Source organism: Variovorax sp. EBFNA2, assembly GCF_033802765.1.
Classification (GTDB): Bacteria; Pseudomonadota; Gammaproteobacteria; order Burkholderiales; family Burkholderiaceae_C; genus Variovorax; species Variovorax paradoxus_H.
Genome location: NZ_CP138496.1, coordinates 168,364 through 192,500 on the forward strand (window position 1 = coordinate 168,364; position 24,137 = coordinate 192,500).

General features: G+C 68.1%; 24 protein-coding genes (1 of these 24 running past the window's edge). 7 read left to right on the forward strand and 17 right to left on the reverse strand.

What is annotated here, in order from left to right; all coding sequences use genetic code 11:
• Nucleotides 1-5 precede the first annotated feature (5 nt).
• Nucleotides 6-995 (forward strand): SDR family oxidoreductase, encoded by a 990-nt coding sequence (locus RZE79_RS00825; RefSeq protein ID WP_319358554.1) that lies wholly within the window; start codon nt 6-8, stop codon nt 993-995.
• A 7-nt stretch (nt 996-1,002) separates the two neighbouring features.
• Here the strand turns inward: RZE79_RS00825 and RZE79_RS00830 are convergent, their stop codons facing one another.
• The 5 genes from RZE79_RS00830 to RZE79_RS00850 form a co-directional block, all read right to left on the reverse strand.
• Nucleotides 1,003-1,959, reverse strand: a complete 957-nt coding sequence (locus tag RZE79_RS00830) for a glutaminase (RefSeq protein ID WP_319358556.1) — start codon at nt 1,957-1,959, stop codon at nt 1,003-1,005.
• Nucleotides 1,956-2,864, reverse strand: a complete 909-nt coding sequence (locus tag RZE79_RS00835) for a DMT family transporter (RefSeq protein ID WP_319358557.1) — start codon at nt 2,862-2,864, stop codon at nt 1,956-1,958. The genes RZE79_RS00830 and RZE79_RS00835 overlap by 4 nt, the downstream gene beginning before the upstream one ends.
• A gap of 93 nt (nt 2,865-2,957) precedes the next feature.
• Nucleotides 2,958-3,086 carry a hypothetical protein gene (locus tag RZE79_RS00840; RefSeq protein ID WP_319358558.1) on the reverse strand — a complete coding sequence of 43 codons (129 nt, stop codon included), beginning with the start codon at nt 3,084-3,086 and terminating at the stop codon, nt 2,958-2,960.
• A gap of 144 nt (nt 3,087-3,230) precedes the next feature.
• Complete coding sequence (locus RZE79_RS00845) at nt 3,231-3,740, reverse strand: flavin reductase family protein (RefSeq protein WP_101490556.1); 510 nt, start codon at nt 3,738-3,740, stop codon at nt 3,231-3,233.
• A gap of 50 nt (nt 3,741-3,790) precedes the next feature.
• The gene (locus RZE79_RS00850; protein ID WP_319358559.1) at nt 3,791-4,705 is read right to left on the reverse strand and encodes a LysR family transcriptional regulator; all 915 of its coding nucleotides are present in this window, start codon (nt 4,703-4,705) and stop codon (nt 3,791-3,793) included.
• Between the two features lie 125 nt (nt 4,706-4,830).
• On the opposite strand from RZE79_RS00850, the gene RZE79_RS00855 reads away from it, so the two are divergent.
• Nucleotides 4,831-6,819 carry an alkyl sulfatase dimerization domain-containing protein gene (locus tag RZE79_RS00855; protein WP_319358560.1) on the forward strand — a complete coding sequence of 663 codons (1,989 nt, stop codon included), beginning with the start codon at nt 4,831-4,833 and terminating at the stop codon, nt 6,817-6,819.
• A gap of 401 nt (nt 6,820-7,220) precedes the next feature.
• Here RZE79_RS00855 and RZE79_RS00860 read toward each other — a convergent pair whose 3' ends face one another.
• The gene (locus RZE79_RS00860) at nt 7,221-8,297 is read right to left on the reverse strand and encodes an IS110 family transposase (RefSeq protein WP_319355424.1); all 1,077 of its coding nucleotides are present in this window, start codon (nt 8,295-8,297) and stop codon (nt 7,221-7,223) included.
• Between the two features lie 289 nt (nt 8,298-8,586).
• Nucleotides 8,587-9,816: a nucleoside recognition domain-containing protein gene (locus RZE79_RS00865; RefSeq protein WP_319358561.1), complete on the reverse strand. Its 1,230-nt coding sequence runs from the start codon at nt 9,814-9,816 to the stop codon at nt 8,587-8,589.
• Nucleotides 9,817-9,886: 70 nt separating this feature from the next.
• On the opposite strand from RZE79_RS00865, the gene RZE79_RS00870 reads away from it, so the two are divergent.
• The 3 genes from RZE79_RS00870 (at nt 9,887) to RZE79_RS00880 (ending at nt 13,193) form a co-directional block, all read left to right on the forward strand.
• Nucleotides 9,887-11,479, forward strand: a complete 1,593-nt coding sequence (locus tag RZE79_RS00870) for a phospholipase D family protein (protein WP_319358562.1) — start codon at nt 9,887-9,889, stop codon at nt 11,477-11,479.
• Nucleotides 11,480-11,571: 92 nt separating this feature from the next.
• The gene (locus RZE79_RS00875; RefSeq protein WP_153281242.1) at nt 11,572-12,741 is read left to right on the forward strand and encodes an ABC transporter substrate-binding protein; all 1,170 of its coding nucleotides are present in this window, start codon (nt 11,572-11,574) and stop codon (nt 12,739-12,741) included.
• Nucleotides 12,742-12,842: 101 nt separating this feature from the next.
• Nucleotides 12,843-13,193, forward strand: coding sequence for a hypothetical protein (locus tag RZE79_RS00880; protein ID WP_319358563.1), 351 nt, complete (start codon nt 12,843-12,845; stop codon nt 13,191-13,193).
• A gap of 4 nt (nt 13,194-13,197) precedes the next feature.
• Here RZE79_RS00880 and RZE79_RS00885 read toward each other — a convergent pair whose 3' ends face one another.
• The 8 genes from RZE79_RS00885 to RZE79_RS00920 form a co-directional block, all read right to left on the reverse strand.
• Complete coding sequence (locus tag RZE79_RS00885) at nt 13,198-13,932, reverse strand: ABC transporter ATP-binding protein (RefSeq protein WP_319358564.1); 735 nt, start codon at nt 13,930-13,932, stop codon at nt 13,198-13,200.
• Nucleotides 13,925-14,704 carry an ABC transporter ATP-binding protein gene (locus RZE79_RS00890; protein ID WP_319358566.1) on the reverse strand — a complete coding sequence of 260 codons (780 nt, stop codon included), beginning with the start codon at nt 14,702-14,704 and terminating at the stop codon, nt 13,925-13,927. The genes RZE79_RS00885 and RZE79_RS00890 overlap by 8 nt, the downstream gene beginning before the upstream one ends.
• Nucleotides 14,701-15,663: a branched-chain amino acid ABC transporter permease gene (locus RZE79_RS00895; RefSeq protein ID WP_319358567.1), complete on the reverse strand. Its 963-nt coding sequence runs from the start codon at nt 15,661-15,663 to the stop codon at nt 14,701-14,703. The genes RZE79_RS00890 and RZE79_RS00895 overlap by 4 nt, the downstream gene beginning before the upstream one ends.
• Nucleotides 15,660-16,520 (reverse strand): branched-chain amino acid ABC transporter permease, encoded by an 861-nt coding sequence (locus RZE79_RS00900; RefSeq protein ID WP_192194390.1) that lies wholly within the window; start codon nt 16,518-16,520, stop codon nt 15,660-15,662. Before RZE79_RS00900 ends, RZE79_RS00895 begins: the two co-directional genes overlap by 4 nt.
• A 48-nt stretch (nt 16,521-16,568) precedes the next feature.
• Entirely contained in the window at nt 16,569-17,774 is a 1,206-nt protein-coding gene (locus RZE79_RS00905) for an ABC transporter substrate-binding protein (protein ID WP_319358569.1), read from the reverse strand.
• Nucleotides 17,775-17,871: 97 nt separating this feature from the next.
• On the reverse strand, nt 17,872-18,195 hold the full coding sequence (locus RZE79_RS00910; RefSeq protein ID WP_062470484.1) for a 2Fe-2S iron-sulfur cluster-binding protein: 324 nt from the start codon (nt 18,193-18,195) through the stop codon (nt 17,872-17,874).
• A 5-nt stretch (nt 18,196-18,200) separates the two neighbouring features.
• Nucleotides 18,201-19,649 carry a glutamine synthetase family protein gene (locus tag RZE79_RS00915; RefSeq protein WP_319358570.1) on the reverse strand — a complete coding sequence of 483 codons (1,449 nt, stop codon included), beginning with the start codon at nt 19,647-19,649 and terminating at the stop codon, nt 18,201-18,203.
• A gap of 10 nt (nt 19,650-19,659) precedes the next feature.
• Nucleotides 19,660-20,991, reverse strand: coding sequence for an aromatic ring-hydroxylating dioxygenase subunit alpha (locus RZE79_RS00920; RefSeq protein WP_319358572.1), 1,332 nt, complete (start codon nt 20,989-20,991; stop codon nt 19,660-19,662).
• A gap of 297 nt (nt 20,992-21,288) precedes the next feature.
• Here RZE79_RS00920 and RZE79_RS00925 point away from each other — a divergent pair, with 297 nt between their 5' ends.
• Nucleotides 21,289-22,023, forward strand: a complete 735-nt coding sequence (locus tag RZE79_RS00925) for a GntR family transcriptional regulator (RefSeq protein WP_153281234.1) — start codon at nt 21,289-21,291, stop codon at nt 22,021-22,023.
• A 16-nt stretch (nt 22,024-22,039) separates the two neighbouring features.
• On the opposite strand, the gene RZE79_RS00930 is transcribed toward RZE79_RS00925, so the two are convergent.
• A complete protein-coding gene (locus RZE79_RS00930; protein ID WP_319358573.1) occupies nt 22,040-22,846 on the reverse strand; it encodes a metallophosphoesterase in 807 nt (268 codons plus the stop codon).
• Nucleotides 22,847-22,975: 129 nt separating this feature from the next.
• Between RZE79_RS00930 and RZE79_RS00935 the strand changes: the two genes are divergently transcribed.
• Nucleotides 22,976-23,149, forward strand: coding sequence for a hypothetical protein (locus RZE79_RS00935; protein WP_180288618.1), 174 nt, complete (start codon nt 22,976-22,978; stop codon nt 23,147-23,149).
• 50 nt (nt 23,150-23,199) lie between these two features.
• On the opposite strand, the gene RZE79_RS00940 is transcribed toward RZE79_RS00935, so the two are convergent.
• Nucleotides 23,200-24,137: the 3' portion of a LysR family transcriptional regulator gene (locus tag RZE79_RS00940; RefSeq protein WP_153281232.1), read on the reverse strand. Its footprint extends 34 nt past the window's final position; only the last 938 of its 972 coding nucleotides appear in the window; the start codon falls outside the window, past its right edge; it ends in the stop codon at nt 23,200-23,202.

Here is a 24,137-nt window from a genome sequence, read left to right on the forward strand (position 1 = left end):
ATTTCATGGCACGCAACGACAACACGGTTCTGGTCCTTGGCGCGACCGGTGGCATCGGTGGCGAGGTGGCCCGCCAGCTGCGCGATGCAGGCTGGCAGGTGCGCGCATTGAAGCGCGGCGCCACCGAAGGAAAGCGCGACGGTATCACCTGGGTGGCCGGCGACGCGATGGACGCGCAGGCCGTGCGTCAGGCCGCCAAGGGCTGCGCGGTCATCGTGCATGCGGTCAACCCGCCGGGCTACCGCCGCTGGTCGGAGCTGGTGCTGCCGATGCTCGACCACAGCATCGCCGCCGCCAAGGCCGAAGGCGCGACCCTCGTGCTGCCCGGCAACGTCTACAACTTCGGGCCCGACGCCTTCCCGCTGCTGACTGAAGAGTCGCCGCAGCACCCCGCCACGCGCAAGGGCGCGATCCGCGTCGAGATGGAGCGGCGCCTCGAGGCCGCGAGCCGCGAGGGCGCCCGCGTGCTGATCGTGCGCGCCGGCGACTTCTTCGGTCCGAAGGCCGGCAACAACTGGTTCTCGCAGGGGCTGGTGAAGGCGGGGCAGCCGGTGCGGGCCGTGAGCTACCCGGGCGACGCGGGCGTGGGCCATCTCTGGTCGTACCTGCCGGATGTGGCGCGCACGATGGTCGAGCTGCTGGCGCGGCGCGATCGGCTCGAAGCCTTTGCGTGTTTTCACATGGCCGGCCACTGGGACGCCGACGGCACGCGCATGAGCGATGCCATCCGCACCGTGGTGGCGCGCCGCACCGGCGCCGAGGTGCCCGTGCGCGCCTTTGCGTGGTGGCTGCTGACGCTGGCCTCGCCCTTCGTCGCGACCTTTCGCGAACTGCGCGAGATGCGCTACCTGTGGCGCACGCCCGTGGGCATGGACAGCGCGAAGCTGGTGGCGTTTCTGGGACGCGAGCCGCACACGCCGCTCGAAGAAGCCGTGGAGGCTGCGCTCGACGGCATGGGGTGCCTGCCCGTGGCGCCGGTGGCTGTGCCCGCCTGAACGTGCGTCAGAACACCGACAGGCCGGTGCGCGCCACGAACATCTCCAGCGCTTTCATGCCCAGCAGCGAGTTGCCGGTCGCATCGAGCGCCGGCGACCACACGCACAGCGTCAGCTTGTCGGGCACCACGGCGACGATGCCGCCGCCCACGCCGCTCTTGCAGGGCAGGCCGATCGAAAAGGCCACGTCGCCGGCCGCGTCGTAGGTGCCGCAGGTGAGCATCAGCGAATTGATGCGGCGCGTCTGGCGCTCGCCCGTGACCTCGGGCTCGCCGGCGATCGGGTGCGCGCCGTCGCGGCACAGGAAGGCGGCGGCGCGCGCGAGCTGGCGGCAGCTCATGCGCAGCGCGCACTGGTGGAAGTAGGTGTCGAGCACCTCGGCCACGTCGTTGTCGATCTTGCCGAAGCTCTTCATGAAGTTGGCCAGCGCGACGTTGCGAAAACCCGTGTCGGCCTCCGATTGCGCCACCTCGCCGTCGAAGTCGATGCGCTCGCCGCACAGGCTGCTCATGAGCGCGAGGATGTCGGCCTTGGCGCCATCGCCGCTAGTGCCCTTGGCTTTGGCCTGGCTCACGAGCCGGTCGGCCACCGCGATGGCGCCGGCATTGATGAAGGGGTTGCGCGGCTTGCCTTGCTCGTTCTCCAGCTGCACCAGCGAGTTGAACGGATTGCCCGAGGGCTCGCGTCCGATGCGCTCCCACAGCGCGTCGCCCATGCGCTGCATGGCGAGCGTGAGCGTGAACAGCTTGGACACGCTCTGGATCGAGAAGGGCGTTTCGAAGTCGCCCGCGCCGGCTTCTTCGCCGTCGCAGGTGCGCAGCGCAATGCCGAACTGCCGCGCATCGATGCGCGCCAGCGCCGGGATGTAGCTGGCCACGGTGCCGCCCTGGCCGAGCTGCAGGCGCAGGGTGGCGACGATCTCGTCGAGGACGGGCTGGAATCGGGTCGGGGTCTTCGTGCTCATGACGGGCGTTGTACCGCAGGCCGCCGGTTCACCAGCACGATGCCCAGCGCCACGCCGATCAGCGCCACCACCAGCTGCAGTGTGAGCGGCTCCTTCAGCAGCGCCACGCCGAAGATCAGCGCGAACAGCGGCGTGAGAAAGGTGAAGGACGACATCTGCGTGGCCGGGTAGTGCCGCAGCAGCCACATCCACGTGAGGTAGCTCGCGAAGGCGCCGACCACCGTCTGCAGGCCGATGGAGGTCCAGGCCCAGGCGGAGTACGAGAAGCCCCAGGTTTCGCCGAGCGCGAGCGACAGCAGGGGGCACACGGCGGCGGTCACGGCCACTTGGTAGAACAGCGTTTTTTCGGCGCTGGCCGTGGCCAGGCGCGTGGTGCGCAGCGTGAGCGTGGTCAGGCCCCAGAGCATGCCGGCCGCCAGGGCCATGCCGTCGCCGATGAGCTGCGACGAACTCATGTGGCCGAAGCCTTCGCTGAAGGCCAGCACCACGCCCGCGAACGCGATGAACAGGCCCAGCCACTGGAAGCCGCGCAACCGCTCGGCCGGCACCCAGCGCGGCAGCAGCAGCGACACCCAGAAAGGCGCGGTGTAGAGGAACACCGTGAGCCGCGAGGCGCTGGTGTGCTGCAGGCCCAGGTAGATGCCGGCGAACTCGCCCGCGAACAGCAGGCCGGCCAGCAGCCCGGGCCACAGCGTGCCGTCGCGCTCGAACAGCGGCACGCGCCGCACCGCGCACCACAGCCACAGGAGCGCGACCGCGCCGACCATGCGCACCGTGGCCTGCCACAGCGGCGGCACCTCGGTCACGGTGGTCTTGATGAGGATCTGCTGCAAGCCCCAGAACGCGCAGCAGACGATGAGCAGGCCGATGGCCAGGGAATCGAGGTGGGTCTTGCGCTGGATCATTCGCGGTCAATCGGTGGCGACGGGGGCGGCGGAAAGGCCGCCGAATTCATCCGATGATCGTATCGCGCCGGCGCCAAGGCCGTGCGGCGCCGCTCAGTGCCCGGCCAGCGGGTAGGGCGGCTTGCCGCGCGTGCCCACCATCAGGTCGGGCACCACGGTCTCGACGTCGGGCACGGTGCGCGCCGCGCGTTCGAGCTTCCGGGCCAGCGTTGCATCGGGCACACAGCCCTGCAGGCCCGCGGCGACCTGGAAGAAGGGGTCGTCAACCAGTTCTGCCGCAGCGGTTGCGGCGATGGGGATGGCGGCTCAGGCGTGCCCTGGCAATCCGCGCGGCGAGCAGCAGGACGGCCAGCAGCGCGGGGCGGTTCACAACGGGTGCTCGGTGTAGAAGCGCCCGCCGTGGAACAGCAGCGGCGAGGCGTCGGGGTCGTGCATGCAGCGCTCCACCTCGCCCACGAAGATCACGTGGTCGCCTTCGTCGTAGCGGCTGCGGTTGAAGCACTCGAAGCTCGCCGCCGCGCCCTGCAGCACCGGCGCGCCGCCCAGGCCTTCGGTGTAGGCCACGTCGGCCCAGCGGTCGATGTTCTTGGTGGCGAAACGCTCCGCCAGCGTCTTCTGGTTGGCGGCCAGGATGTTGACCGCGTAGTGCGAGCCGGCGCGCAGCGCGGACATCGACGCGGCCGCGCGCGCCAGGCTCCACAGCACCAGCGGCGGCGCGAGCGACACCGAGTTGAACGAGTTGGCCGTGAGGCCGACCAGGCTGCCGTCGGCCGCGCGCGCGGTGACGATGGTCACGCCGGTGGCAAACATGCCGAGTGCCTTGCGGAATTCGCCGGGCGAGAAGGTGGGGGGCTGGGCCCGGCGGGAGGTGGTCACGGGAGAACGGACGGCAAGGCGGTGAGCGGCAAAGGAGGGGCCATTTTGGCTCAGGCCCCGGCGGCCTGCCTGGCGGGCCCGAGCAACTCGGTCACCAGCCGGGTATAGACCGTGGCGGCGGCCGTGGGTGTGCGGCCCGCCAGCGTCACCAGGCTGTAGTGGGTGCGCATGCGTGACAGGCCCGCCACCGCCAGCGGCGCGAGCGCGGCGGTCTCGGGCGTGAGGCCGGGTGCGTGGGGCGCGAGGATCACCGCGTGCGCGGTCAGTGCCAGGTGGCGCAGCGTGTCGGCGTCGTCGCAGGTCACGTTGAACACGCCGCGGTCGGTGCGGCGGATCTGCCGGTCGAAATACGCGGCCACTTCGGTGGGCAGGTGCGGGCCGGCCACGGGGTAGTCCATGAGCTGTTCGAGCGTGAGCGGCGCCGGTTGCTTCAGCAGCGGGTGCCTGGGCCGCACGAAGAAGGACACCGGCACGTTGGGCAGCCGCACGAGCTTCAGGCCCGAGGGCTTCTTCAGGTCGCGGGTGTCGGCGATGAAGAGATCGATCTGGCGTTTGTGCAGCCGTTCGCAGAGCGTGACGGTGTCGGCCACTTCCATGCGCATCAGCAGCTGCGGGTGGCGCTGCGTCATGAGCGACAGCGCCGCGCGCCCGAGCAGGCCGGCCGCGAAGGGGCCCAGGCCCACGGCGAGGCTGCCGAGCGTGAGGCCTTCGAGCTGCTGCACCTCGCGCTGGATCTGCCGCGCGTCGGCGACCAGCTCGCGGGCCCGCGCCAGCACCAGCTCGCCGGCCTGCGTGAAGCGCACGGTGCCGTAGGCGCGGTCGATGAGGCGGGCCTTCAGCGCCTGCTCGAGTGCGTCGATGCTGCGCGACAGCGCGGGCTGCGACAGGTGCACGGCCTGCGCGGCACGCCCGAAGCTGCCTTGTTCGGCGAGGGCGATCAGGTGCTGGAGGTGGCGCAGCTGCATTTTGCGTTTTCGTTCAAAAGCAAGATCACATTTTGCATTGGCCAAGGGGTTGCTTGCTTCCGAGAATTGGCCGTTGCTCCCTTTCCGTGCCCCGTCGTTCGACAGACAACAACCCCGAGACATCGATGACCCGCATTGCTTCCGCGCCTACCCGTTTCTCCCTGGCCCTCGTCGCCTGGGCCTGTGCCTTCACCGCCACGGCGCAGCCGGTGGTGGCGCCCAAGGCGGCCGAGCCCGTCACGCTGAAGGCCAACGCCGACATGGCGAAGGCGCTGCCGTTCGCGAACAGGCAGGATTTCGAGGACGCGATGCGCGGCTTCATCGGCACCGTGCCCGACGCGCTGGTGACCGGCAGCGGCCCGCGCCCGGTCTGGAACATGAAGCCCTACGACTTCCTGAAGGCGAACGAGGCGGCGGACACGGTCAACCCGAGCCTGTGGCGCCAGGCGCAGCTCAATGCCATTCACGGCCTGTTCAAGGTCACCGACCGGGTCTACCAGGTGCGCGGCTTCGACCTGGCGAACATCACCATCGTCGAAGGCGACACCTCGCTGATCGTGATCGATCCGCTGCTGGCCGCCGAGACCGCGCGCGCCGCGCTCGAGTTGTATTACCAGCACCGCCCGAAGAAGCCGGTCGGCACGGTGATCTACACGCACGGCCATGCCGACCATTTCGGCGGCGTGAAGGGCGTGGTCAGCGAGGCCGACGTGGCGGCGGGCAAGGTGCAGGTGATCGCGCCTTCGGGCTTCATGGAATCGGCGGTGGCCGAGAACATCCTCGCGGGCAACGCGATGAACCGCCGCTCGCAGTACCAGTTCGGCACGCTGCTGCCGCCGGGCGCGCGCGGCCAGGTCGACACGGGACTGGGCAAGGCGCTGGCGCGCGGCAGCGTGACGCTGATCGCGCCCACCTCGACCATCGAGAAGACCACCGAGGAGCGCACCATCGACGGCGTGCAGATCGTGTTCCAGCTGGTGCCGGGCTCGGAGGCGCCGTCCGAGATGCTCATGTACATGCCGCAGTTCCGCGTGCTCAACATGGCCGAGGACGTGACGCACAACATGCACAACCTGTACACGATCCGCGGCGCCGAGGTGCGCGACGGCAACCTGTGGGCCAGGTACATCGACGAGGCCCGCGTGGCCTTCGGCGACAAGACCGACGTGCTCATCGCGCAGCACCACTGGCCCACCACGGGGCGCGAGCGCATCGTGGATCTGCTGAAGAAGCAGCGCGACATGTACAAGTTCATCAACGACCAGTCGCTGCGCCTGTTGAACCACGGCTACACGGCGCCCGAGATCGCCGAGACGCTGCGCATGCCCGCGAGCCTGGAGCAGGAGTGGTCCACGCGCGGCTACTACGGCACGCTGCGCCACAACGCGAAGGCGGTCTACCAGAAGTACCTGGGCTGGTACGACGCGAACCCGGCCAACCTGAACCCGCTGCCGCCGGTGGCGCAAGCGAAGAAGACGGTCGAGTACATGGGCGGGGCCGACGCGGTGGTGGCGCGCGCCCGCGACGATTTCAAGAAGGGCGAGTACCGCTGGGTGGCGAGCGCGATGAGCCAGGTGGTGTACGCCGACCCGGCGAACCGCGCGGCACGCGAACTCGGCGCCGATGCGCTCGAACAGCTCGGTTATCAGTCGGAGGCGGGCACCTGGCGCAGCGCCTACCTGGTGGGCGCGATGGAACTGCGCAACGGCGTGCCGAAGATCCCGGGCGGCAGCAGCGCGAACGGCGACACGCTGAAGGCGGTGAGCAACGAGCTGTTCTTCGACTACCTCGGCGTGCGGCTCGATGCGGCCAAGGCCGAAGGCAAGACGATGGTGATCAACTGGAACTTCACTGATTCGAACCAGAAGTTCGTGCTGACGCTGGAGAACTCGGCGCTCACGCATGTGAAGAACCAGCAGGCTGCCGGTGCGGACGCTACGGTCACGTTGAGCCGGGCGACGCTCGATGCGATCACGCTGAAGCAGACGACGTTCCCCGAGGCCGTGCAGTCGGGGCAGGTGAAGATCGATGGGAACCGCGTGAAGCTCGGGGAGCTGTTCGGGATGCTCGACAACTTCGATCTGATGTTTCCGGTGGTGGAGCCGCGCAAGTAGTTGTTCAGGGCGCGTGCACAGGCCACCGGGTACTTCCCTCCGCGAATGTCCTCCGGCCTGCGGCCTCCCCCTTGTACCGGGACTTCTCGCGCGGTCAAGCACGGGTTCAGGGTTGTTTTCTTGCCATGCTGTATTGCCTGCAAGGCGGTGAGGAACCAGGCGCAACGAAACGAGGAACAGACTGCACATCTACCGACGGTCTTGTTGCACTGGCACTTGGCCGTGCGGACCCAGATACGAACCGCTCAGCGGGGCTCCATTCATTTCTCGTGATGCCCATTTCGATCGGCATCACCAAGGGGGAGTCGAGCTTGCCCGCTGCCGGTCTGACCTGTTCATTGCATCTTGGAACTCACGTCTGGCAAACAAATAGACAACAAAGGCTTTTCAAACGGATCGCGCTACACCGCGATGACCGCAGCGACAGCGCCTGGTGGTTTGGTACTGACGTGGTGCGCATCGAAGGCCCGCCCGCGTGCGAATACCGCCCACAGGATGCGCGCATTCTTGTTGGCCAACGCCACCACGGCCTTCTGCCAGCCAGAGCGCTCGCGCAAGGCCTGCACCCAGCGCGAGATCGGATCGTCGCGTCTGTGCGCCGTCAACACGATCGACTTGGCCCCCTGGATCAGCAGCGTGCGCAGGTACGCGTCGCCTCGCTTGGTAATGCGCCCCAGGTTGTTCTTGCCACCGCTGGAATTCTGTCGGGGCGTCAGACCCAGCCAGGCGCCGAACTGCGCACCGTTCTTGAATTGCTTGAAGTCGCCCACGGTAGCCACCACCGCGGATGCCGTGACCGGCCCCACGCCCAACAACTGCTCGGCCTGGCGCACCTGATCGCTGGCCTTGCCGTGTGCGGCGATGCGCTCGTCGCACCATCGCAGGTGTGCATCGAGTTCTTGCCATTGCGCATAGGCCCGCTGCAGCGTCAACCGGGCCAGAGCGCCCAGTTCATTGCTGGCATCTTCCATCGCGTCGGGAAGCGCCTGGCGCAACGCCTCAGGGCTTTGGGCGAACACCAATCCGAACTCCGCCAACAGGCCCCGGATGCGGTTGATGCAGGCGGTACGGTCCGCCTTGACGCCCTCTCGCAGGCGGTGGATGCACAGCATGCTTTGCTGCTCCACGCTCTTGATCGGCACGAAGTGCATGTGCGGGCGCGAGGCGGCCTCGCAGATGGCAGCGGCATCGTTGGCGTCGTTCTTGCCGCTCTTGCCTTGCAGGCGATAGGGCACGACGTGCGGGGCTGCGATGATGCGAGCATCCAGCCCCAAGGCCTGCAGCTTGCGCGCCCAGTAATGGGCGCTGGAGCTGGCCTCCATGGCAACCAGGCAGCCCGCGGGCAGTTGCGCGCACCAAGCCAGGAATTTATCGCGTGCCAAGGCGCGCCCGGTGACGCGCAAGCCCGCGGCATCGACCGCAAAGACCTGGATCACGCGCTTTGCCAAATCCACGCCGACTCGGGTAATCTCGTTCATGGGGCTTCTCCTTTCAAAGGTTTCAGATTGACTTCGCAAATCAATCTTGGCACTCGATGCCGTGACCAGAAAGCGAGAAGTCCCTTCGCATTCATTTCGCTGCGGGAAGCACCCAGTGTCCTGCGCACACTGGGCGCTCTCGTTGTGCTGGCCCGATCAACGACCGCACTGATGACGCTCACGTCGATGGGGTGCCTTGCGCAGCGAAATCAAGGAGGAGCCGAAGGCGGGGGACATTCGCGGAGCAAGGTACCGCGTCGGCGGGAGCGTCGCCCTGAATGACCCTGAGCTATCCGAAGAACCAGTAGCAGACCGCAATGGCGGCCACCACCCCCGCCAGCTCGGCCAGCAGCGCACACGCCACCGCATGCCGCGCGCGCTGGATGCCCACCGCGCCGAAGTACACCGCCAGCACGTAGAACGTGGTCTCGGTGCTGCCCTGGATGGTGGCGGCCACCAGCGCGGGGAAGCTGTCGACCCCTTGGGTCTTCATGGTCTCGATGAGCATCGCGCGGGCCGCGCTGCCCGAGAAGGGTTTGACGAGCGCCGTCGGCATCGCGTCGACAAAGCGTGCGTCCCAGCCGCCCGCCTGCACCAGCCAGCGCAGGCCGTCGAGTGCGAAGTCGAGGGCGCCTGAGGCGCGCAGCACGCCCACGGCGCACAGCATCGCGACGAGGTACGGCAACAGGTTCTTCGCGATGTCGAAGCCTTCCTTCGCGCCTTCGACAAAGGTCTCGTAGACCTTGACGCGCCGGATCGCGCCGGCCGCCAGGAACACGATGATCACGCTGAACAAGGTGAGGTTGCCCAGCAGCGACGACAGCGAAGCGATGGCCGCGGCCGACAGCGTGCCCAGCAGCGCCATGAAGCCGCCCAGCAGCAGCGCGCCCGGCACGAGGTAGGCCAGCACCACCGGGTCCCACAGCCGCAGGCGCTGCGCCACCGCCACCGTGAGCAGGCCCACCAGCGTCGACGCGCTCGTGGCCAGCAGGATCGGCAGGAACACCATCGTCGGGTCGCTCGCGCCCTGTTGCGCCCGGTACATGAAGATGGTGACGGGCAGCAAGGTCAGCGACGAGGCGTTGAGCACCAGGAACAGGATCTGTGCGTTGGTGGCCGTCACGGGGTCGGGGTTCAGGCGCTGCAGTTCGCGCATGGCCTTCAGGCCGATGGGGGTGGCGGCGTTGTCCAGCCCCAGCGCATTGGCGGCGAAGTTCATCGTGATGAGCCCGAGCGCCGGGTGCCCGGCCGGCACGCCCGGCATGAGGCGCCGGAACAGCGGACCGAGCAGGCGCGCGAGCCAGCCGACGAGGCCGGCGGCTTCGGCGATGCGCAGGAAGCCCAGCCACAGCGTGAGCGTGCCGAACAGCAGCACCATCACCTCGACGGCCAGCCGCGCCATCGTGAACAGGCTTTCGACCAGCGCCGCGAACACGGTCGGGTCGCCGCCGACGAGCCACCGTCCCAGCGCGGCGAGCGCCGCCATCCCGAAGAACCCCAGCCACAACCCATTGAGCACGCGTTTTTTCCTTCTTTTCGTTGGCTGCTGTATGTGCCGTTGATCATAGGGCGGAGCTACAGTGCGACCCATGGCCGCCGCGCTCTCCCGCCTCCGTCGCTTCGTCGCCTTGGTGTCGATGGGGCTGGCCATCGCCTGGCTCGCGGGCTGCGCCAGCCTGCCGCCGTCGCAGCCGCACCCGGTGCTCACGAGCGCGGTCACCGACGTGGCCGACACCGACCTGGGCCGGCTGGCCGCCAAGGACGCGCCGCAAGGCAGCGCGGTGCCGCTGTCGGGCTTCCGGCTGCTGCCCGAGGCGGCGTTCGCGTTCGACGCGCGCATCTCGCTGGCGCGGCACGCCGAGAAGTCGCTCGACGTGCAGTACTACCTCATCAGCAACGACGACGTCGGCCTGCTGTTTCTCAAGGAGCTGCGCGAGGCCGCCGCGCGCGGCGTGCGCGTGCGGCTGCTGGTGGACGACCTCTACGCGGGCGGCGAGGACGAGGTGTTCAGCAGCCTGTCGGCCTTTCCGAACATCGAGGTGCGGCTGTTCAATCCGCTGCCTTCGCGCGCGGCGTCGCTGCCGGCGCGGCTGCTGTTGTCGCTGGGCGACTTCCGCCGCATCAACCACCGCATGCACAACAAGCTGCTGGTGGCCGACAACAGCTTCGCGGTTTCGGGCGGGCGCAACATCGCCAACGAGTACTTCATGCGCAGCACGGCGGCGAACTTCATCGACATGGACGTGCTCTCCAGCGGCCCGATCGTGCGCCGCATGTCCGAAGGCTTCGACCGCTACTGGAACAGCGACCACGCCTGGCCCATCGAGCGCATCGTGCCGCGGCGCCTGCCGGTCGAGGAAGCCCAGCGGCGCTTCGACGCCCTGGCGCGCGCGGCCGTGCCCGACGTGCCCATGCAGCAGCGCGACGTGCTGGGAAAGTCGCCGCTCGGCGAGCAGCTCACCACCGGCCGCATCGACCGCTACTGGGCCAGCGCCACGCTGTTCGTGGACGACCCCGACAAGATCACGCGCAAGGCCGAGGCGGCCTACGGCGGCAGCGTGACCGAGGGCGCGCTCGGCGTGATCCAGGCGGCCAGGCACGAGGTGAAGATCGGCTCGCCGTACTTCATTCCGGGCGCGCGCGGCATGGCGATGATGAAGACGGCCATCGAGCGCGGCGGGCGCATCACGGTGGTCACCAACTCGCTGGGCGCCACCGACGAGCCGCTGGCCTACGCGGGCTACGAGCGCTATCGCGCCGACATGCTGAAGATCGGCGTCACCATCTTCGAGATCGCGCCCACGCTCACCGGGCGTTCGGGGCGCTTCGGCGATTTCGGCAAGTCGATCAGCCGGCTGCACGCCAAGCTGGCCATCCTGGACAACGAGCGCTTTTTCGTCGGCTCGATGAACCTCGACCACCGCTCAGCTGCCGTCAACACCGAAATGGGCCTGCTCATCGACAGCCCGCGGCTGGTGCAGGACTACGACAAGCTCATGCACGGCGAGCGCGTCAACCTGGGCTACCGGCTGCGGCTTGCGCCCGGCGGGCGGCGCGTGCAGTGGCTGGAATACGACGATGCCGGCGGGGACATCGTGCACGAGGACGAACCCGGGGAGTTCCTCTGGCTGCGCTTCAAGAACTGGCTGCTGCTGCCCATCGTGGGCGAGGAGTTGCTCTAGGCATTCGGGTTTGTCATGACCGATCCAGCGAGGTGCGTTACATTTCTGTTTGAAATGTGAGCTTTTGTCACCGACTATTGGAGGCTTTGATCATGACCGTCCCCGTGCCGCGCGAGTCGACCGCGCCGCTTTCCACCAGCCGCCGCCGCGCCCTTTCCGGGCTGGCCGCCACGACGGCCGCCGCGGCCGGCGTCGGGCTGGGATTTCCGGCGTTCGCGCAGAACCGTGCGATCCGCATCGGGACGACCTTCGACAACAGCAGCGTGGAAAAGGCCAACGGCCAGGGGCTGTACCAGGGCTCCAGCGCATTCTTCAATGCGCTGAACAAGGCCGGCGGCCTGCACGGCAGCAAGGTCGAACTCGTGATGGCCGACGACACCTTCAAGCCCGACGTGGCCAAGGCCAACGCGCTGGCCTTCGAAAAAGACAGCTCGGTGCTCGCGCTGGTGCACCCGCTTGGCACGCGCCAGACCGCCGAGGTGATGGACGCGGTGCCCGGCATGGCCGTGGTCGGCCCGATCACCGGCACCATCGCGCTGCGCAAGAAGACCTCGCCCAACACCTTCTGGGTGCGCGCCAACTACGACCAGGAGGTCGACAAGCTGGTGAGCACGGCCGCCGTGCTGGGCCAGACCCGCATTGGCCTCGTGCATTCGAACGACCCGCTGGGCCAGTCGGTGCTGGCGGCGTTCAAGAACGCGCTGGCCAAGGCCAAGCTGGAGCCGGCGGTGATCGCCACCACGCCCAACACCACGAGCATGGAAGTGGGCCCGGCCGCCGAAGCCATCGCCAAGGCCAAGCCGCAGGTGGTGGTGGTCGGCCTGGCCGGCACGGCGCCGGTGTTCCTGAAGGCGCTGCGCGGCGCGGGCAACAGCAGCTCGGCCTACGGCCTGTCGATCACGGCCAGCGCGCTGTCGGCCATGGGCGACCTGGCACGCGGCCTGGGCTTCGTGATCGTGGTTCCGTCGCCGTACTCGACCAAGTTCGAGATCGTGCGCCGCTACCAGGCCGACATGACCGCCAACGGCACCAAGGACTTCTCGCTGACCAGCCTGGAGGGCTACATGAACGCCGCCGTGCTGGCCGAAGGCCTGCGCCGCGCCGGCCCCTCGCCGACGCGCGCCGCCGTGCTCGGCGGCATGGCGAGCATCGAGAACTTCGACCTCGGCGGCGTGAAGATCAACTACGGCCGCTCGAACCGCGAAGGCGGCCAGTTCGTGGACGTGGCCGTGATCGGCAGCCGCGGGCAGATGCTGAGCTGATGCCGGTGAGGCGTACCGCGCGCTGCGGCGTGCGGTAGCGCCTGCCGGTACGCCGTCGCCAGCGCGGCACCTTTCTCGGTGAGCGTGCTTACAGTGCGGCCATGACCCTCGAACTCATCCTGGGCCTCGGCCTGCTGGCCCTGGTGCTGCTGGACCTGGCCCTGTTCTTCCTCGTGCGCTGGGCCGTGCTGCGTGAGCACCTCGGGCCGCTGGCGGCGAGCCTCGTCTACGGCCTGTGCCTGGCGGTGCTGCCGTACTTCGTGTGGTGGGGCCTGGGCACCCATGTGCTGTTCGGGAAGGACACAACCTTCCTCTCACGCGTGGTGGACGTCGGCCTGGCCTTCATCCTCTACACCTGCCTGTGGCTGTCGTGGGGCGTGAGCCTGATCGCCGGGGGGCTGGCGTCGTGGCGTTTCTTTGCCGGCGCCAGGAAGATCGGTCTGCTGGCCTGACGGTTCAATCGGCCGGCGCCTCGGCGATGCCGACGCCCAGCAAGCCTTCGAGCAGTTCCTTGTCCGCCGCGAGCGCCGCGCTCGGGCCCGCATGCACGACGGTGCCGCGCTCCAGCACGATCGCCTGGTGCGTCATGTCGAGCGCCAGCACCGGGTGCTGCTCCACCACGATCGAGGCCAGGCCTTCCGATTCGCACAGGCGCCGGATGGCTGCCGCCAGCTCTTCCACGATGATCGGCGCGAGGCCTTCCATGGGCTCGTCGAGCAGCAGCAGCTTCGGGTTGGTCATGAGCGCGCGGCCGATGGCCAGCATCTGCTGCTCGCCGCCCGAGAGCTGGTTGCCGTAGTTGCCGCGCCGCTCACGCAGGCGCGGAAAGAATTCATAAACCCGTTGCAAGGTCCAGCTGCCGGGGCGGGCGATCACCGTGAGGTTTTCTTCCACCGTGAGCGACGGGAACACCTCGCGCTCCTGCGGCACCCAGCCCAGCCCGGCGCGCACGCGCTGGTGCGAAGGCCAGCGCGTGATGTCGGCGCCCTGCCAGCGGATCGTGCCCTGCATCACGCGGGTGTTGCCCATCAGCGTTTCGAGCAGCGTGGTCTTGCCCACGCCGTTGCGCCCGAGGATGGCCAGGCTTTCGCCGGGCCGCAGCGAGAAGTCGAGGCGGTCGAGGACCACGGCGTTGCCGTAGCCGGCGGTGACGCAGTCGAAGGCGAGTGCGGCGGTGTCGGTGTCAGCCATGGTGGTGCGAGCTTCCCAGGTAGACCTCGCGCACGCGCGGGTCGGCGCCGATCTCGGCGGGCGTGCCTTCGGTGAGGATGCGTCCACCCACCAGCACCGAGATGCGGCGCGCAAAGCGGAACACGAGCTTCATGTCGTGTTCGATGAAGAGCACGCTGATGTCCGCCGGCAGCGCCGCGATGGCTTCGAAGAGTTCGCCGCTCTCGTCCTGCGGCACGCCGGCGGCGGGCTCGTCGAGCAGCAGGATGCGGGGCTTGGCTGCGAGCGCCAGCGCAATCTCGAGCAGCCGTTGCTTGCCGTAGGCCAGCTCGGCCACGGGCACGTCGGCCAGGGCGTCGAGCTTCAGCGTGGCCAGCAGCGCATGCGCTTCGTCGAACACGGCGGTGCAGCCCTTGAGCGGCCGCCACCACGTGGCGCCCAGCCCTTCGCGCTCGCTGATGGCGAGCACCACCGACAGCAGCGGCGTGAGGCTGGGGAACAGCGTGTTGATCTGGAAGGTGCGCGCCAGCCCCATGCGGGCGCGCTTGTCGCCGGGCAGCCGCGTGATGTCGCGCTCGCCCAGGCGGATCGATCCGCTCGTGGGCTTGAACACGCCCGTGAGCAGGTTGATGAGCGTGGTCTTGCCGGCGCCGTTGGGGCCGATCAGCGCCTGCCGCGCACCGGGTTCGAGCGACAGGTTGACCTCGCTCACGGCCTGGAAGGCGCCGAAGCGGATGCCCAGGTTCTGCGTGCGCAGGGCGTGCGTGGTGTTCGTGGTGGTGGAGGAAGTCATTGCGCCTTCCCCGTGCGAACCACGCGCGAGAGCGCGCCCATGATCCCGCCGCGTCCCAGCATGACGGCCGCGATCAGGAAGATGCCGAGCCAGAACATCCAGTACTGCGGGTTCATGTCGGCGAACCAGTCGTGCACCAGCATGTAGACGATGGCGCCGATGAGGCCGCCGTACAGCCGCCCGGTGCCGCCGAGCACGAGGATGATGAGCACTTCGGCCGAGCGGTTGAAGCTGATCGACTCGATGCCGACGAACTGCGTGGTCTGCGCCAGCAGCGCGCCCGCCACGCCGGCCACCGCGGCCGACATCGCGTAGGCCATGCGCAGCCGCGCTTCCACCGGCGAGCCGATGGCCGTCATGCGCTTGCGGCTGTCGTGGATGCCGCGCAGCGCGAGGCCGAAGGGCGAGCGCAGCACCAGCCGCACGAGCAGGAACATCGCGAGCACCACGCCGAAGGCATAGCCGAACGCGGTCTTGCCGTAGAGGTCGAAGTCGAACAGGCCGAGCACGGGCGCGATCACCACGCCCTGCAGGCCGTCGGTGCCGCCCGTGATGCCCGAGAGCCGGTTGGCCAGCTCGAACAGCAGCACGCACACGCCGATGGTGATCATCAGCCGCGTGAGGTCGGCGCCGCGCACCACGAGGTAGCTCAGCACGTAGCCCACCAGGGCGCACACGGCGAGCGCGAACAGCAGGCCTGTGAAGGGCTCGCTCCAGCCGTACTTGGCGAGCAGGCCGGCCGCGTACGCGCCCGCGCCGAAGAAGGCGGCGTGGCCCACGGTGAGGATGCCCGCGTAGCCCAGCGCCATGTCGAGCGACACGGCAAAGAGCCCGAAGATCATGATCTGGCTCATCAGCGTGAGCTTGTCGGGCAGCAGGAAAAAGCTCGATGCGAGCGCGAGCCAGAAGGCGATTTCGGCCCCGCGCAGTTGCGCAGGAGAGAGGCTCAGCGGCTTCATGCGAGCCCCTTCTTGGCGACGATGCCGTTCGGGCGCACCAGCAGCATGACGATCATGAACACGTAGATGAGAAAGGCGCCCGTTTCAGGCAGGTAGTACTTGCCCGCCACGTCGACGATGCCGACCAGCAGCGCCGCAATGAAGGGCCCGGTGACGGTGCCCGCACCGCCCACGCACACCACCATCAAAAAGTAGACGAGGTACTTGAGCGGGAACGACGGCTCCAGCCCCAGCATGCCCAGGCTCAGCGCGCCGCCCAGGCCCGCCAGGCCGCAGCCCAGCGAGAAGGTCAGAAAGAACAGGCGCTGCACGTGGATGCCCGTGCCGCCCGCCACGCGCTGGTTGTCGACCGCGGCACGCACCATCGCGCCGTAGCGCGTCTTGCCCAGGCCCAGCAGCAGCGCGACCAGCACGGCCACGCCGCAGCCGATCAGGAACAGGCGGTAGCGGCCCACCTCGAGGCCGAGCAGCGACACCTGGCCTTCGAGCGCCTTGGGCAGTGTGAAGGGCTGCATCGTCGGGCCGAAGAAGTAGGTGAACGCGGCGATCGAGACGAACACCACGCCGATCGACAGCAGCACCTGGTCGAGCGGGTGCGCGCGGTACAGCCGCCGGTAGAACACGAACTCCAGCACCGCGCCCACCAGCGCCGCGGCCACGAAGGCCGCAGCCAGCGAGAGCCCGAAGCCCAGGCCCCACTGGTTCATGAGCACGCTGGCCGCGTAGCCGCCGACCATCGCGAAACTGCCGTGCGCGAGGTTGACGAAATTCATGAGTCCCATCGTGATGGACAGGCCCACGCCGATGAGAAACAGGAGCATGCCGTAGGCCACTCCATCGAAGATCACGATACCCATGAATTTCCTGCTTGCTGCTGCTGCGTGCTGGCGTTGGCTGGCGTTGGCTTACTTGGCGGCGGCGGCTTCCTTGGCCGGGTCCTTGACGCGCTCGAACTTGTCGAACTCCACGTTCACCAGCTGGCCATTGGCGCGCTCGGTCTTGCGGATGTAGACGGTCTGCACGATGTCGCGGGTGGCGGCATCGATCTCGATCGGGCCGCGCGGGCTCTCGAAGCTCAGGCCCTTGAGCGCGTCCATGAACTTGTCGCCGCCGGTGTCGCCCTTGGTCTTGGCCAGTGCCAGGTCGATGGCGGCGATGGTGTCGTAGGCGGTCACGGCGAAGTAGCTGGGGCGCAGCTTGGTGCCGTTGTCGGCGGCGAAGTCCTTGACGAACTTCTGGTTCTTCGGTGAGTTGTGCGCGAACGAGTAGTGGTGGCTGGTGACGAGGCCGAGCGCCACGTCGCCGGTGGCGTCCAGGTAGCTGTCGTCGGTGGCCTCGCCCGTGGCGAAGAGCTTGATGCCGGCCTGCTCCATGCCGCGCTCCTTCCACACCTTGAGGAAGGCCGGCGGCATCACGCCCGAGGGGAAGAAGAAGAACACGGCCTGGGGCTTGGCGTCCTTGATGCGCTGCACGTAGGCCGAGAAGTCGGGGTTGTTCATCGGCGTGCGCACCTCGCCCGAGACCTTGCCGCCGCCGGCGGTGAAGGCCTTCTTGAACGCCGTTTCCGCATCGACGCCCGAGGCGTAGTCGGCGACCACGGTGTAGGCGTCCTTCACGCCCTGCTTGAGCATGTAGCGCGCCATCGGGTCGGTGACCTGCTGCACGGTGAACGACAGGCGCGCCACGTAGGGCGAGCTGGTGGTGATGGCCGAAGAGGCGGCGTTCATCACCAGCGTGGGGATCTTGGCCTGCGTGGCGATGGCGCCCACGGCGTACGCATTGGGGCTGAAGTCCAGGCCGGTGAGGATGCTCACCTTGTCGCGCACGATGAGTTCCTGCGCGATGCGCTTGGCGGCGTCGGGCGCGGGGCCGGCGGTGTCCTTCTTGACGATCTCGACGGTGCGCCCGCCCACCTTGCCGCCGTGCTCCTTCAGATAGAGCGCAATGCCGGCGTCGAACTGGCGGCCGTAGTCGGCGTAGGGGCCGGAGTAGGTCGCGATGAGGCCGATGCGCAGCGGCTCGGTGGTCTGGGCTTGCGCAGCACCCGCCATGCCGAGGCCGGCGAGCAGCAGGGTCGAGAGGAGGGTTCGCTTGGTCATCGTCGTCGTCATGAAAAAACGCCTTTCTGTGGGAGTGGAATGCGCCGCGCGGGCGCCGCTGGCTTGTAACCGGATGTTTGGCAGCGGGCGATGATGCCCGACGCGCTGGTCAGACCTGTGTATCGGGCACACGCACCGTGAGGCCATCGAGCGCGGCGCTCACGCTGAGCTGGCAACTCAGGCGCGAACCGGGCCGGCGCTCGGACGCGACGGCATCGAGCAGCGCGCTTTCCATGTCGTCGGGCGGCGGCAGCAACTCGAGGAATGCGTCGTCGACGTAGACGTGGCAGGTCGCGCACGAGCAGCAGCCGCCGCACTCGGCGTCGATGCCGCGCACGTTGCCGCGGATGGCGGTCTCCATCACGCTGGCGCCGACCTTGGCGTCGACCTCGCGCGTGGTGCCGTCCTTGAGGATGTAGTGGATCGTGGGCATGGGGTTCAGAACATGTCGAAGTACTCGCGGTGTTCCCACTCGCTGACTTCGAGGTTGAAGCGGGCGATTTCCGCTTCCTTGATGTGGCACAGGTAGTCGACGAAGACCTTGCCCATCTGCGCGTTGAGCATCTCGTCTTTGCGCAGGCAGGCGAGGGCGTCGCTCAACGACCGCGGCAGTTGCTCGGCCGGTGTTTCGTAGGGCGCATCGGCCGAAGGGCCCGCGTCGGTCTGGTGGCGGATGCCGTCCAGGCCCGAGAACAGCTGCGATGCAAGGTACAGGTACGGGTTGGCCGTCGGCTCGCCCACGCGGTTCTCGATGCGCGAGGCGTTCTGCCCCGGGCCGCCGAGCACGCGCAGCATCGCGCCGCGGTTGTCGCGGGCCCAGATCGCGCGGTCAGGCGCCAGCGAGAAGGGGCGGTAGCGGCGGTAGCCGTTGATCGTCGGGCTGGCCAGTGCCGCCGCGCCGCAGGCGTGCGCCTTCAGGCCGCCGAGGTAGTGCATGCCGATCTCGCTGAGGTCGCGTCCGCCGGGCTCGGGCATGAAGGCGTTGACGCCGTCGCTCTTGCGGCGCAGCGACTGGTGCAGGTGCCAGCCGCTGGACATCACGTTCGGGATCTTCGGGCGGCACATGAAGGTGGCGTGCAGGCCGGCGCGCTGGCAGATCTGCTTGATGGCGCTGCGCAGCAGCACCATGGTGTCGGCGGGCGTCACGCCGGCCGTGGGGCCGAAGGTGAGCTCGAACTGGCTCGGGCCGAACTCGATCTCGAGCGAGCGCAGCGGCAGGCCGAGCGCCACGAGCTGCGAGCGCAGCAGCTCCATGAGGCCGTCGACGCGGTCGTAGCGCAGCTCGGTCAGGTACTGGTGGCCGTGCGACAGCAGCGACACGCGCGGCGGTTCGCCGGGCTGGCCCGAGTCGGCCAGGCCCATGCGCGCGTCTTCGAGCTTGAAGACGTGGAACTCGACCTCGAGGCCGGCGATGAAGTCCAGCCCCAGTTCGTCGAGCTGCGCCACCGCGCGCTGCAGGATCTGCCGCGTGGCGAAGGGGCAGGGCCGGCCGTCGGCCATGTAGGCGTCGCACAGGATCCAACCGGTGCGCGGCGCCCACGGCAGCACCTTGAAGGTGGCGGGGTCGGCCACGATGGTGAAGTCGGCACCGCCCTGCAGGCCCTCGATGGCGAAGCCGCCGCCCTGCGTGAACACGGGGAACACGGTCTTGTGCGAGGTGTCCTTGGCCAGCAGGGTGGAGGTGAGGTTCACGCCCTCCCACAGGGCCGAGCGCGCCTCGCTGGCGACCAGCGTCTTGCCGCGCAGCAGGCCGTGCTGGTCGGGCCAGGCGAAGCGGACGGTGTCCACCTCGCCGCTGTCGATGCGGCGCACGAGGTCGCGCGCCTGCGCATGCTGGTCGTCGGACCAGAGGCCGAAGCGGTCGACGAAGGTGTGGGTGCTGCTCATGGCGGCGTGCTCAGGCGGTGAGCCGTGCGGAGGCCCAGTCGGACTTCAGGCGGCGCGCGCGGTCGGCGTCCTGCCAGTAGGCCTCGGTGGCGGCTTCGTCGACGACCTTGCCGATGCCGTCGATCGAGGGCGGGCCGGTCATGGCGCGGGCCTGTGCGGCATCGATGAGCATCGGCGCGCTGTCGCCGGCGAGCGTGGCCTCGATGGCTTTCACCAGCACGCGGCGGTAGGCAATGATCCCCTTGTCGGTGCTGCCCAGGTGCTCGCGCGTGCGGTCCTGGATGGCGCCCTGCGACTCCACCGCCCACTGGTCGTGCACGTTGATGTCGTCGCCCATGCCGGTGTAGGTTTCGGTCAGCTGCTCTTCGATGCTGAAGCCGTAGTTGTTGCGCTTGTTCTTGCGCGAGGTGTAGTCGGGCAGCTCGTACAGCTTCAGGCGCTGGTCGCGCATCTGCTGCTTGTCGACCGGGCCCGTGAAGCTGGTGAACACGGCGTACCAGTAGCAGTGCGTGTCATCGACCGGCACGTGCCATTGCGAGATGGTCATCTCGGCGCTCATCGGGATCACGAAGGCCTGCGGGAACACCACGTTGGTCACGCGCACGTGGGTGGTGTCTTCCGAGAGCTTGCGCAGCGCCTTGAGGCGGAAACCGTAGTCGGTGGGCTCGACGCTGATGTCGGGCCGGTCGTATTCGCGCAGCACCTTGGTGATGGGCATGTCGGAGTCGGCCGAGGCGCCGCGGAACTGCTTGCCGTAGCTTTCCGACGTGTCTTCGTCCTCGAAGAAGCGGTGCAGGTACGAGGCGTGCGCGGGGTCGATGCCCACTTCGAGCGCCTGCAGCCAGTTGCATTCGAACAGGCCCTTGAACGCGAAGGTGTGGGTGTCGGGCGCGACGAAGCAGTCGAAGTCGGGGAAGGCCGGGGGCTCGCCCTCGCCGATGTACGCGAAGACCACACCGGCCTTCTCGACCACCGGGTAGGCCGACTGCTTGATGCGGCTGCACAGCTTGCTGGTGGCGGGCTCGGCCGGCGTCTCCAGGCAGTTGCCCTTGGCGTCGAACAGCCAGCCGTGGAAGGCACAGCGGATGCCGCCGTTTTCGAGCCGGCCGAAGGCGAGGTCGGCGCCGCGGTGCGGGCAGTCGCGGTCGAGCATGCCGAGCTGGCCGCTCTCGTCGCGGAACAGCACGAAGTCCTGGCCCATGAGCTTCACAGGCTTGACCGGGCGCGGGCCCGCCAGTTCGTCGGCCAGGGCCACCGGCTGCCAGTAGCGGCGCAGCAGCTTGCCGGCGGGCGCGCCGGGTCCGACGCGGGTGATGAAATCGTTTTGCTCGGCGCTGATCATCGTGCGGGCTCCATCGAGAGGTCTTTGTCAGAAGGCCTGCAGGCATTGCATGCAGTTGTATGCATTGTCTTGGTGATTTTTGACAGAGGTCAAACTTTCATAGGCTTGCTCGCCCTGTTTTGGGGTTGCGAGGCGCCATATATAGGGTTAACTCTGGGGTGTTTGTGGGTTTTTGACACACATATGTTTGCACTGCATGCAACAAACGCGCCCGCTTGGCTATGCTGCGTGCAGCGGCGGGCGCTTCTCCTAGAATCCGCCCATTCATCCCTCTCCCTGCTGCCCTGGCGCCTCCCGATGGACTCCCAACAATCCCGCGTGCTCGTGCAACTGCGCGACCTGATCCTCAAGGGCGAATTCGTGCCGGGAGAGCGGCTGGCCGAGATCCCGCTGGCCGAGAAGCTCGGGGCTTCGCGCACGCCGGTGCGCCTGGCGCTGGCCAGCCTCGAGCACGAAGGTCTGATCGAGCAGTCGCCCAGCGGCGGCTACCAGATGCGCCGCTTCACCTCGCAGGAAGTGGCCGACGCGATCCGCGTGCGCGGCGTGATCGAAGGCTTTGCCGCCCGTTTGCTGGCCGAAGACGGCGTGTCGCGCCAGTTGCTGCGCGACTTGAAAGACTGCCTGGAAGAGGGCGACCGCGCCGTCAACAAGCCCAGCATGGAGATCGACGACTACGCCGCGTACGTCGAGATGAACGACCGCTTCCACAAGCTGATCCTCGAAGGCTGCGGCAACCTCGCGCTCAAGCGCGTGATGGACATGCTCGGCGGCCAGCCCTTTGCCGCGCCCAGTGCGATGCTGCCCATGCAGTCGTCGATGGAAGAGGGCCAGCAATGGATGCGGCAGGCGCACCGCACGCACCACGCGATGGTGCAGGCGATCGAGCGCGGCCAGGGTTCGCGGGCGCAGGCGCTCGGCGAAGAGCATGTCGAGATCGCGCGCATGAACCTCGACTACGCGCTCGAACGGCCCGAGCTCGCCGCCGAACTCATGCCCGGCATTCGCCTCGTGGCGAAGGGCCGCAGCGCCTGACGGGCGAAGCAGCCGGTCAGCGGACCTCGATCAGCAGCTGGGGCTGGTAGCCCTCTTGTTCGCCGTTGCTGCGGTAGCCCAGCGGATTGGCGACCACGCGGCAGCCGTCCTTTACATAGTCGAACGGGCAATGCAGATGGCCGTGCAGCCACAGCTGCGCGTGAGGCAGCAACTCATCGAGTGAATTGCAGAAGCCCGCGGTACCGGGCGTGAGGCCGTAGCGCGGATCGGCGCTCGCGAGGCTGGGTGCGAAATGGGTGATGGCCACCGTCGTGCCGTCGAAGGGCTGGGCCAGCGCGTCGCGCAGCCAAGTCTGGCAGGTGAGCGCTTGCTCTCGCATTTCGGCCGCCATGAAGGGCAATCCGTTTCGCGTGCCAGCCATTTTCTCGAGGTAGAAGTCGGCCGCACGCATCGCCTTGCCGCGCTTCTTGAGCGCTTCGGCAAGGCTGTCGCGGGGCTCGACCAGCGCGTCGAAATCGGCCCACAGCGTAGTGCCGATGAAGCGGATGCCCCCGATGACCAGCGTCTCGCGCTCCAGCCAGAGGATGCCGAGTTCTTCGCACAGCGCACGCAGGCGCGCGTGCGTGGCGTCGAAATCGAGGTTGTCGTATTCGTGGTTGCCCGGCACGTAGACCACCGGCGTCGGCCAGTCGTTGCGCGGCGAGAAGCGGCCCAGGCCGAAGTCGGTGTCCGTCAGGCGGGAGCCTTCCTGGTAAGAGCCGATATCGCCCCCGAGCACCAGCAGGTCGGCGCCCGGAATGGGGTCGGCATGAAAGCTCGGGTGGGATTCCAGGTGCAGGTCGGAGAGCAGTTGCAACTTCATCGTCGGATCAGTCTAGGTGAATCTCATCATGCGTGAGATGCATAACTTGGGTCTTGTTTTACTAGGGATTACCCTTAATCTACATCCATCGTTAATCAACCCCGTCGCAGCCACAAGCCGCGCACCGTCATGTTCAGTCTTCTTGCCCAAGTGGCCCGTTTCTTCCGTTCGTCGCCGACCCAGACCCCCGCCAGCCACGCCGCTGCGCTGATGGAAAGCGCCGACAGCCGTGCCGGCCGTGGCGCGCACCACGCACAAGAACTGCGTGCTGCGGCTTCCGCCTGGCTCAGCGTCGTCAGGTAACTGACGGGCCCGCGCCGCCTCGAGCGGCGCACCTGGTTCAAGGGGGCACGTCACGCCTGTCCATGAACCGAGCCCGCGAACGCCGCGGCCGCCGAGCGCAACAGCGCCGTTCGCAGCCACTCGTGGGAATGCCCGTGCTGGGCGCGCCGATGCCAGATGGCATCCACGTGCACCGGCGGCTGGTCGAACGGCAGGTCGTGCACCACCAGTTGCTCCTCGATGCCGGTCACGCTCACGAAGTGGCGCGGCAGGACCGCCAGCAGGTCTGAATTCGCGACCACGCGCCCGGCGGTGAAGAACTGGTTCACCGTCACCGCAATCCGCCGCTCGCGCCCCATGGCGCCCAGCGTCTGGTCGATGAAGCCATAGGGGCGGCCCGAAAAGCTCACCAGCAGGTGCCGCGCCGCGCAGTAGCTGTCGAGCGTCAACGGCGCCCCCGCCAGGGGATGGCCGCGCCGCATCACACATACATATTGGCCCAGGTAGAGCCGCTGGGTCTCGAACGGCACCCCCACCCCGGATTGGCCGCGCGCCGCCAGGCTCGCGATCACCGCTGGAAAGTAGCCGACGGCCATGTCGACCTCTTCGTGCTCCAGCATGCGGCGCGGGTCGCGTGTGGTCAGCGGTAGCACGCGCAGCGAAATGGCAGGCGCGTCTTCTTCTGCAATCTTCACCAGCCCCGGCATGAGTTCGGCGGCCGTGGCGTCGGCCATGGCCAGCAGGAAGGTCGTGTCGGCGGTGCCGGCGTCGAATTCACCGGGCGCCAGCGTGTGCTGCAACTGGCGCAAGGCGTCGCGCACGGTCGGCCAGAGGGCTTGCGCACGCGGCGTGGGCTCCACACCCGCACCGGAACGCCGCACGAGCTCGTCGCCCAGCAGTTCGCGCAGGCGGCGCAGCGAGTTGCTCACGGCCGGCTGGGTGATTGCAAGGTTGCGGGCGGCGCGCGTGAGGTTGCGCTCTGCCATCACCTCGTCGAAGACGCGCAGCA